This window comes from Arcicella sp. (assembly GCF_964672035.1).
The window spans coordinates 1-10,084 of the sequence record NZ_CBABQS010000115.1 but is presented as its reverse complement, the minus strand read 5'-3'; the positions used below and the strand labels follow the sequence as shown (position 1 = coordinate 10,084).

The 10,084-nt window shown below is 36.2% G+C and carries 8 protein-coding genes; 2 read left to right on the top strand and 6 right to left on the bottom strand.

The window, feature by feature from the left end; translation table 11 throughout:
- The 3 genes from AC1W31_RS19390 to AC1W31_RS19380 all read right to left on the bottom strand — a co-directional run.
- Positions 1-1,952 (bottom strand): DNA polymerase (locus tag AC1W31_RS19390; protein ID WP_481736149.1); only part of this gene is annotated, 1,952 nt, incomplete at its 3' end.
- Between the two features lie 339 nt (positions 1,953-2,291).
- A complete protein-coding gene (locus AC1W31_RS19385; protein ID WP_481736148.1) occupies positions 2,292-2,507 on the bottom strand; it encodes a hypothetical protein in 216 nt (71 codons plus the stop codon).
- Positions 2,508-2,878: 371 nt separating this feature from the next.
- Positions 2,879-3,973: a chorismate mutase gene (locus tag AC1W31_RS19380; RefSeq protein WP_481736147.1), complete on the bottom strand. Its 1,095-nt coding sequence runs from the start codon at positions 3,971-3,973 to the stop codon at positions 2,879-2,881.
- A gap of 316 nt (positions 3,974-4,289) precedes the next feature.
- Here AC1W31_RS19380 and AC1W31_RS19375 point away from each other — a divergent pair, with 316 nt between their 5' ends.
- Together AC1W31_RS19375 and AC1W31_RS19370 are read left to right on the top strand one after the other, a co-directional pair.
- Entirely contained in the window at positions 4,290-5,504 is a 1,215-nt protein-coding gene (locus tag AC1W31_RS19375; RefSeq protein ID WP_481736146.1) for a proline dehydrogenase family protein, read from the top strand.
- A 244-nt stretch (positions 5,505-5,748) separates the two neighbouring features.
- Positions 5,749-6,423 (top strand): lipoprotein signal peptidase, encoded by a 675-nt coding sequence (locus AC1W31_RS19370; RefSeq protein ID WP_481736145.1) that lies wholly within the window; start codon positions 5,749-5,751, stop codon positions 6,421-6,423.
- A 50-nt stretch (positions 6,424-6,473) separates the two neighbouring features.
- Here the strand turns inward: AC1W31_RS19370 and AC1W31_RS19365 are convergent, their stop codons facing one another.
- The 3 genes from AC1W31_RS19365 to AC1W31_RS19355 all read right to left on the bottom strand — a co-directional run bounded on the left by AC1W31_RS19365 (position 6,474) and on the right by AC1W31_RS19355 (position 9,971).
- A complete protein-coding gene (locus tag AC1W31_RS19365) occupies positions 6,474-7,178 on the bottom strand; it encodes an ATP-binding cassette domain-containing protein (protein WP_481736144.1) in 705 nt (234 codons plus the stop codon).
- Between the two features lie 63 nt (positions 7,179-7,241).
- A complete protein-coding gene (locus tag AC1W31_RS19360; RefSeq protein WP_481736143.1) occupies positions 7,242-7,577 on the bottom strand; it encodes a YbaB/EbfC family nucleoid-associated protein in 336 nt (111 codons plus the stop codon).
- Positions 7,578-7,685: 108 nt separating this feature from the next.
- Complete coding sequence (locus AC1W31_RS19355; protein WP_481736142.1) at positions 7,686-9,971, bottom strand: T9SS type B sorting domain-containing protein; 2,286 nt, start codon at positions 9,969-9,971, stop codon at positions 7,686-7,688.
- Between the last annotated feature and the right edge of the window lie 113 nt (positions 9,972-10,084).

The window sequence follows — 10,084 nt, the reverse complement described above, 5'->3', positions numbered from 1 at the left end:
TTACGAGCAATTTCGTGATTTTGTAATTCTAATTTTGATAAAATATCTTCGCCCGTCATGTATTGACCAGTTTTGGTCTTTTTAGCTTTTGCGTCAAGTTTGAGTTTATCGAATAAAATTTCGCCCAATTGTTTCGGTGAATTAATGTTAAAATCTTGTCCCGCCAATTCAAAAATGATGGTTTGCACTTCCAACATATCTTTCTCCAAAACCTTCGACATCGTCGCCAAAAACTCAACGTCCAATTTCACCCCTTCCATTTCAATATCACAAAGTACCTGCGTTAAAGGCATTTCTACTTCTTCAAACAATTGAACCGCACTCGGATTTTGAGCCAATATTGGATGTAATTTGTCTCTTAATTGTAGCGTAATGTCCGCATCTTCAGCAGCATATTCCTTCACTTTTTCAATATCGGCATCACGCATATTTCCTTGTTTTACGCCTTTTTTACCAATAATTTCTTCGATAGAAACTGGTGTATAGTTTAAAAAATCTTCTGCCAAAATATCCATTCCATGACGTTTTTCTGGCTCAATAATGTAGTGAGCCAACATCGTATCATAAGTTTTTCCTTTGATTTCTACACCGTATGGTGTCAAAACCATCAAGTCATATTTGATATTTTGGGCAATTTTTTCAATCTTTTCGTTTAAGAAAATGGGCTTAAATTCATCCACAATTGCCTGAGCTTCCTCACGGTTGGCAGGAACGGGAATGTAATAACCTTCACCCGCACGGTACGCAAACGACATTCCGACCAATTCCGCTTCAACGGCATCAACGCTGGTAGTTTCGGTGTCAAAACAAATAGCATCTTGCAAACTCAAAAAGTGAATCAACGATTGGCGTAATTCTGGCGAGTTGATGAGGTGATATTGGTGAACGGTGGTGTGGATATTAGCTTTTTGTAATTCGACGTTCGAGTCGAACGCATTATCATTTTGACTAAAAATATCCAATTGTTTTTCAGGTGCTAAACTGCTAAACATATCCATTTGTCCTGTCACAGCTTTCGGCTTTCGGCTTTCAGCTTTCTGACTACTGCTGACTGCCGACTGTTCATTGCTGACTGCTTCCTCCCCCAACATTCTCCTCCGCAACGTTCTAAATTCCAATTCATCCAAAAGGGGCGAAAGTAATTCCTTATTAACCTCCGATAGTCTCAAACTTTCTTCATGAAAATCAACGGGAACTGAGAGCATAATTGTCGCTAATTCTTTGGATAAAAGCCCCTGTTCAGCGAAATTGCGTACATTTTCTTGTTGTTTGCCTTTGAGTTTATCCACATTAGCAATCAGATTTTCAACTGAACCGTATTCTTCAATCAGTTTCTGAGCCGTCTTTTCTCCAATGCCAGGAATCCCAGGAATATTATCGGAAGCATCGCCCATTAATCCCAAAATATCAATCACTTTCATCACATTATCAATGCCCCAACGCTCGCAGATTTCTGCTACGCCCATCACCTCTACGCCCTTTCCCATATAGGCAGGTTTATACATAAAAATGCGTTCTTCGACCAACTGACCGTAATCTTTATCAGGAGTCATCATGAAAATTTCCATATCTTCATGTTCACGGGCAGCAAGTTTTGCAATTGTCCCAATCACGTCATCGGCTTCATATCCCGGCATAATCAACATCGGAATATTCATGGCGGCGCAAAGGCGTTTTATATAAGGAATAGCAATCGTAATATCTTCGGGTTGTGCCTGACGTTGAGCCTTGTACGCCTCAAACTGAATATGGCGAAAAGTTGGGGCAGAAGTATCAAAAGCCACACCAATATGCGTAGGTTTTTCTTTGGAAATAACTTCTAAAAGCGTATTAGCAAAACCAAATACGGCACTGGTATTCATGCCCGTAGAGGAAATTCGAGGTGTTTTTTGGAAGGCAAAATGGGCTCTGTAAATCAACGCCATTGCGTCGAGAAGGAATAATTTTTTCATTGATAGCTTTGAGCTTTAAGCTATGAGCAACGAGTTATAAACATGGAGATATGAGCCATGAATTTTATATACTTTCCAGCCCATCGCTCATTGCTCAAAGCTCATTGCTCACGGCTAATTAATTAACGATTTTCAAAAATACGGAAAAGGGAGGGGATTTTTTAGAAATTGGAAATATTTCCACTCGTATGTCAATGTTAATCGTTATTAAATAATTATGATTGAAGGAGATAATTTCTATTCTATCAAAAAAATGTTTTCGGGATTTTGACTTGTATGATGTATCCGGATAAATTCAATTCTGCCTTCGTAAACATCATAATAAATGACATATTTTTTTTAAAAAACCGTACGATGGGTAATCCCTTTCAACCCTTCCTCATATAAACGAAATTCAAAGGGCATTTTAGCAATTGTGAAGAGCAAGAAATCGTAAATGTCAGAAAATAGTTTACGAGCTTTTTGGGGATTGTATTGTTTCTTATAATCTTCAAGGCGAATCAAATCATCAAGAAAAATATCTTTAAAAACTAAGTCTCCTACGTTTTCAATCATATTCCTAAAATTGCTTTTGCCTCGCTTGCAGTGTGAGATTTGCTTTTTCCCGAAATATCAAGTTGCTCATTTAACTCATTGATGGTCATTGGTTTGCCTGGAATAGACATATTTCTAATGTTTCCTACACTAATGATTGACTTTTTTTCTAAGAGCGATAGGCAAGCCCATTACTTCAACTTCATCATTATTTGAAAGAATATTTATTTGAATAGATTTCATAGCCTTATCTTTTGTTTTACTTAAAATTAGAAAACATTTTTATAAATGACAAATAGTAAAGAAAGGATAATTATAAAAGATAAAAATTTAACCATAAAAAGGCTATTTCCACAACAGAAATAGCCTTTTTAAATATTTACACTAACAAATTAAGCTACTATAGAACTCATTACTTCCGTTTGTTTACGGATGGATTCTAAGTGAACTAATTTGAATAATTCTTCCACAAATTCTGGATATAAACCTAAACCAGTTGCTTGTTTTGCACGGTCTGCGTGAACTTGTTTCCAACGGTCAAGTTGAAGAACAGCTACGTTATTATCACGTTTATATTCTCCTAATTTCTCAACGATTGACATACGAGCCGCCAATACTTCCATTAATTCACGGTCGATATTGTCGATTTTTGAACGCATTGCTGCCAATTCATCCTTGAAATCAGCACCATAATTAGCATGACGTACTTCCAATTCACGCAACATTTGTCCTAAAACTTCTGGCGTAACTTGTTGAGAAGCATCCGACCATGCCGCATCTGGGTCACGGTGAGTCTCAATAATCATTCCGTCGTAATTCAAATCCAAGATTCTTTGCGACAATTCCATCAACAATGAACGTTTTCCCGCCATGTGAGAAGGGTCACCAATCATTGGTAATTGAGGGAACAAACGCTTCATCTCAACGGCTAATTGCCACATCGGAGAGTTACGATACTTTACTTCTTGCGCATTTGAGAAACCACGGTGAATAGCTCCCAACTTTTTGATACCGGAGTTTTGAAGACGTTCAAACGCTCCAACCCAAAGGGCCAAATCAGGATTCACAGGGTTTTTAACTAACACAGGAACATCCACCCCTTTCAAAGCGTCAGCCAAATCCTGAACGTTGAATGGGTTTACGGTTGTTCTTGCACCAATCCACAACACATCAACGCCGTATTTCAAGGCAAGTTCAACGTGTTCGGGAGTTGCCACCTCAATTGCTAAAGGTAAACCTGTTTGTTTTTTTGCCTCCACGAGCCATTTCAAAGCGGGTTCTCCCATTCCTTCAAAACTTCCTGGACGTGTACGGGGCTTCCATACACCTGCACGCATGATGTGGGCGTAACCTTCGGCTTTAATTCTGTTGGCAGTCTCCAACACTTGTTCCTCCGTCTCGGCTGAACATGGTCCAGCAATTATCAAAGGTTTGCCGTCAGTATTGATCCATTCCTGCATCGGCGTGATGTCTAAATTAGCATTCATTTTGGTAAACTTTATTCGTGATTCTTTTTAAACAATTTTTATAAACAAAACGTACTTTTATTTTAATGTTTCATCAAAATTTTATTGTTACTTTACGAAAAATAACGTCTTAATTTCAATAAAAAAGGCAGTAATAATTTCTTTTAAAAATTTAATTTAGTGAAACGTGTTTTTGTATTATTCTAATATGTTATCTTTGCAGGCTTTTGTAAAATAAAGTCAATACTCTAAATCTTAATAAATTGATAATCAATTGTTAAACTATCTTTAAGTTACAAAATATAAAAAGATTATTAAGTCCATAGAAATGACCAAAATGCCAACCACCAAACCCCTCACAATTTCTCCGAAAGTTAGTTTCGAAGATACTTCCGTTGCTTTTTCTTCCAAATCTAACTTACAGTTAAAAAAGATTTACTTGATATTTGCAAGTATGAATCAGAATTGGCTCGTAAAGTTAGGTACTTTTTTTATCAAACTATTTCTTTTTCTTCATTTTCCGATAAAAAAGTTGATTAAAATAACGGTCTTTGACCAGTTTTGTGGGGGAGAAAATCTGCAAGAATGTAATAAAACCATAGAAAATTTGGATAAAGCTCATATCGGCACAATTTTGGATTATTCCGTTGAAGGTGAAGATGATGAAAAAAGCTTTGAAAATACCACCCAAGAGATTTTATCAACGATAGAAAAAGCGAATCAAAATGTAGCAATTCCTTTCGCAGTCTTTAAAGTTACAGGCATCGGAAGTTCGGAACTGTTAGAAAAAGTGCAGAATCAAGAACCGTTGTACGAAGAAGAAAAAGTCGCTTTTGAGTTAATCCGTAAGAGAATGGATATGTTGTGCGGAAAAGCAGCGATGCTAAACGTCAGTATTTTTATAGATGGCGAAGAATCTTGGATTCAAGATACGATTGATCATTTGACTTATGAGATGATGGAAAAATATAATCACGAAAAATGCGTGGTTTATAATACTTTCCAAATGTATCGTAAGGACATGTTTGATAATCTGAAAGCTGCCACTCAACAAGCACGCAAACAAAATTATTTTTTAGGCGTGAAATTAGTGAGAGGTGCATACATGGAGAGAGAACGCCAAAAAGCTCACGAAGATAATTATTGTGAACCTGTTCATGAAACCAAAGCTGCTACTGACCATGATTATAATACAGCCATGGAGTATACGGTTGAAAATCGTGATACCATCTCAATTTGTGTAGGAACACATAACGAGTATAGTTGCAAATACTTAGTTGAATTGATGAATCAAAACCACATTTCCCCGACAGATTCCCATTTCTATTTTGCCCAATTGCTCGGTATGTCCGACAATATTTCGTTCAATCTTTCAAAAGCAGGTTATAATGTAGCAAAATATGTGCCTTACGGGCCAGTTGATGCGGTGATGCCTTATTTGTTCCGCCGTGCCGAGGAAAATACCTCTGTGGCAGGACAAGCAAGCCGTGAGTTTGTTTTGATTAAACGTGAATTGGTGAGACGTAAGCGATTGGTGTTTCAGGAAAAATAGATTTAATTTGAAAATTAGTTAATGCAAAAATTTGAATTGACTAATATAATTTCACAAGAAGCCACAAATTTAATCAATTTGTGGCTTCTTTATTTAGTATCTTTGCGGAGTAATTCAGCTGTCAGTAAACCGTTATCATTAAACAAAAATCAAAAATTATAATTATTTGTAATTTTACTACTTGTTTTACTACTAATCGTGCATTGAAAACTGTTAATTGATAACTATTAATTGTTAATTGGATATGTTTCGTTCTCCGTATAAATATTTTTGGCTTACATTTTTGTTGATTACTATCGACCAACTCATTAAATACGCCATCCATCATTACTTAGTTTATGAAGGCAATGAAATGGCCGTGTTTGGACAGTGGTTTAAGTTGCATTATGTTCTAAACAGAGGCATGGCTTTTGGCATGGAATTGAGTTTTATTCCAGGCGGATATGGCAAAATTGTTTTGAGCCTTTTTCGAGTAGTGGCCATGGTTGGAATTGGTTTTTATTTAGTAAGATTAGCCCGTAGAAATGCTCACGAAGGACTATTATGGAGTATTGCTGCCATTCTTGGGGGAGCAATTGGCAACGTAATTGATAGTACTTTTTACGGAAAATTATTGGGAAATTATCCCCCTGGGTCGCCAACCCCTTGGTTTCACGGACAAGTAATTGATATGTTTTTCTTTGATCCTTATCAAGGTTGGATTCCTGACTGGGTGCCACTATGGGGAGGCTCATGGTATTCAACACCAATTTTTAATTTTGCTGATGCCTCTATTTTTTGTGGAGTAGTTTCAATATTAATTTTTCAAAATAAGTTTTTTGACCAGCCTAAGAAAGAAGAAGTTATCAATAATAAATTTGTTGAAAATCAGAATATTGAAAATGAAATAGAAGATATTGATACTAAAGAAAAGGAATAGAAAGAAAGCCTTCATCGTCTCAAACGGTGAAGGCTTTCTTTCTTTGTAAATCAAACCGTCAATTCTCTGAAGACTTCTTCCATCGTTTTACCTTCTTGTTTCATCTCATTAATTGAACAATTTTTTACGATTATTCCGTGATTTATTATCACTACTCTATCACAAATTGCCTCTACTTCTTGCAAAATATGCGTGGAAAAAATAATGGTTTTTTCTTTGCCAATATTTCTGATAACGCTTCTAATTTCGGCTAATTGATTGGGGTCGAGCCCAGTAGTAGGTTCATCCAAAATCAATACTTTTGGGTCGTGAATGAGGGCTTGGGCGAGTCCAACCCGTTGGCGATAACCTTTGGAAAGTTGCCCAATCTTCTTTTTATATTCAAGCGAAAGGCCGAATAAATCAATCACTTCCGATATTCTTTTTTGCAAATTCTGACCTTTTAAGCCATAAATTCCGCCAATAAATGCCAAGAATTCTTTGACGTACATATCCAAATACAGCGGATTATGTTCGGGTAAATAGCCAATATTTTGACGAACATCCATCGGATTTTTCTGTACATCATAGCCACTCACTTCCACGTTTCCAGTGGTTGCGGTAAGATAGCCGGTTGCAATTTTCATCGTCGTAGATTTTCCAGCACCATTTGGCCCTAAAAAACCAACGATTTCACCCGCTTTGGCTTCAAAAGAAATATCATTAACGGCTTTTTGTGAACCGTAAATTTTGGTTAGATTCTGTACTTTTAACATTTTTTCTAATTATGAATTATGAATTATGAGTTTTAAATTATTCTATCACTCATAATTCATAATTTATGAAAACATTCCGCCCAAATCCATTCCTGGAATATTTGGCATTAAGCCTTTTGTGGCACTTTGAAGATGATCTTTTACTTTATCATCAATATTTTTCATTGCTTTATTGGTGGCAGCAACGATTAAATCTTGAAGCACTTCACGGTCTTCGGGTTTGATAAGGTCTTCGTCAATTTCGATTTTGAGCAATTGTTTTTTACCATTGACGGTTGCCCGTACCATGCCTGCACCTGATTCGCCCGTTTCAGTAATTGAACTCAATGATTCTTGTGCTTCTTTCATTTTGGCTTGGAGGTCTTTGACTTTGCCAAGCATTCCTATCATGTCGAACATATTTTTGTTAATTTAATTTCGAACGCAATTTACAATACTATTGATGTAACGCAAAAAAGAAACCCCAACTTATGTATTGAGGTTTCTTTTTGAAATATCTTTTGATTTTTAGTAAGCTAACAATAACGCACCTTCTTTCGTTGAGATTTGTCCAATGGTATCTTCCACTTCAATTTTAAAGGCATAACTTCCTTCCATGGCTTTGTTGCCGTTGCTCATTACGCCATTCCAACCTACCACGGTTGATTCGTTCTGATTCGATTCAAGTGGAAATGAGCTTTGTTCATCATAGAAAATAGCATTGCCCCAACGGTCGTAAATCGTCATTTTCATGCTTTTGATAAATTTTCCTCTAATCATAAATTTATCATTATTATTATCGCCATTTGGCGTAAAAATTTGAGGACTCATCACTAATGACGGTCTGAAAATTTTAATGACATTTGAGAGTGTATTGGGCAATCGGTCGGGGTCTGACGTACTCCAGCCAACTGGGCGAGTTTCAATTTGTACGTAAATTTCTTGACCTTCGGTTTCAGGTAATGGTATTGTGTTATAAGTATAAACTCCTTGCAAATTAGAAACAAGTTCTTTGATATTATTTCCTGTTAAGGGGTCAACTTTTTGAACAATATAACTGTCTGTATTAACAGAATGGGGTTTTTCTTTAGTCCAACTAACACTTGAGCCCGAACTTCTTAAAAATGTCGTACAAACTTTTTCAGATGGTTCAGATTCTTTATTACAAAGATTTGTCCATGTCATGTAATAACAATACTGTTGTTTATTAGCATCTGCGGTCAAATCTTGATAGATAGAATTATCTGTTTTTATAAGAGAAAATGCTTCTGTGAGTGAATTGGCTCTATAATATTTATAATTATTAGGTTTAATATCGGTTGGTTTATTCACCAAATTAAAATCTCCCTGTAAATAAACGTTCTTATTATCACCAGTCATTGTTGCTAAGAACTTAGGAATTTTTGAAGGAATTTTATTCGAAATAGCTTGTACTTTAATAATTTGAGAGTAGGAAAGTGAACCATAATTTGTCCTTACCCGATAAATATAATCATTTCCGCAAGTGACTGGTTGATGTTCAAAAGACAAATCGGTAATAGAATTTGAAGCAAATAAAGTTTGATCAACGGTTCCATCAACTCTCATCAAATCTACTTCATAATTAATAAATGGTGTAGGACTGACACCCGCAGGAGCCCCTCCATTGGCTCTTAACCACGAAATAACATTCTTGTCGTTTTCTGGAATCACTTTAGCAGGCGTTGTACAAATCTCTTGGTTACTAATCTCATTTGTTCCACAAACTAAATCAACGGCTGAAGCTTGAAAGCAATACTGCTTATCGGCGTTTGGAACGGTTATTCTTACTAATTCTGTAACACCAGTTGATGTGGAACCTTGTTGAAGGAAATGGTTAGTGTAATTATTATAATTGAGCGGGTCTGTAATGTCTCTTATATAAAAATTCCAAGTTGTACCTATTTGGGCTCCCAATTTAATATCAAATTCTGCTTTAATTGTTGTGCCAGCTATTGAAATAATGTTTGGTTTAAAAAGGCTGGTAACATTAACGGTTTTCTGTCCCAAATTTAAAGAAGGGGCTAATACACATCCCCCCGTAGCTGAAACGCCTTTAATGTTAATAATCCTATTTCTGTTATCGGGCATTAGTGCTTTTAAGGTGTAGGGTAGCGTTTGCTTCCCCGTATTTTTGATAACATCACCTATGCCAGCCACTGGGGTAAAAGTTACCTCATAATCGTCAAAAATATTATTGGCATTTGTGGGGATAACGATTTGGAATTCACTGTCGGTGCAGGTATTAACGGTTGCTACGGGAGCTTTGGGTGCAATAACTTCAATGACTTGACAAGCATAGTGAATGCCTCCTCCCCCTGCTATGGCAGCAGAATTATCATATTGAATTACGACATATCTGCCCGGTCCATTATAAAGACTAAAACCATTTGCGTCGTTCGATTTTTCTATTAATTTGACACTAAAATCGTTATTAATATTACTGTAAGAACCAACTGGCAATAAGGATTGTATCGCAGCAGTATTAGACCAATGAGGACCTTCTTCAATAATCCAATAAGTATTACTGGTGGAAGATGTAACAGGAAGTGTATTTTTGAGAGTGATTACTTCGCCTTCGCATATCTTAATGGGAATATTATTAGTAGCAGTTAATGAACGACCACCATCTCCTTTAACATTTACTTTATTTCCATTAATGCTAAATTCACCTTTGACAGGTTCGGAAGTATTTTCGACTTTGCATCCTGTTTGGGAAAAGATATTTTCTGCCAGACAAGTCCATACAACAATGCCTATTAACACGGTTGTTATGTTTCGTATAATCCTATTCATATTTTATGGGTATCAATCCTCTCCAGTTCATACAGAAAATGTTATTAAATCACGTCAAAAAACATTTTGATGATTTAGTAAAACTTCATATCATTCTGAACGAAAATCTTAGG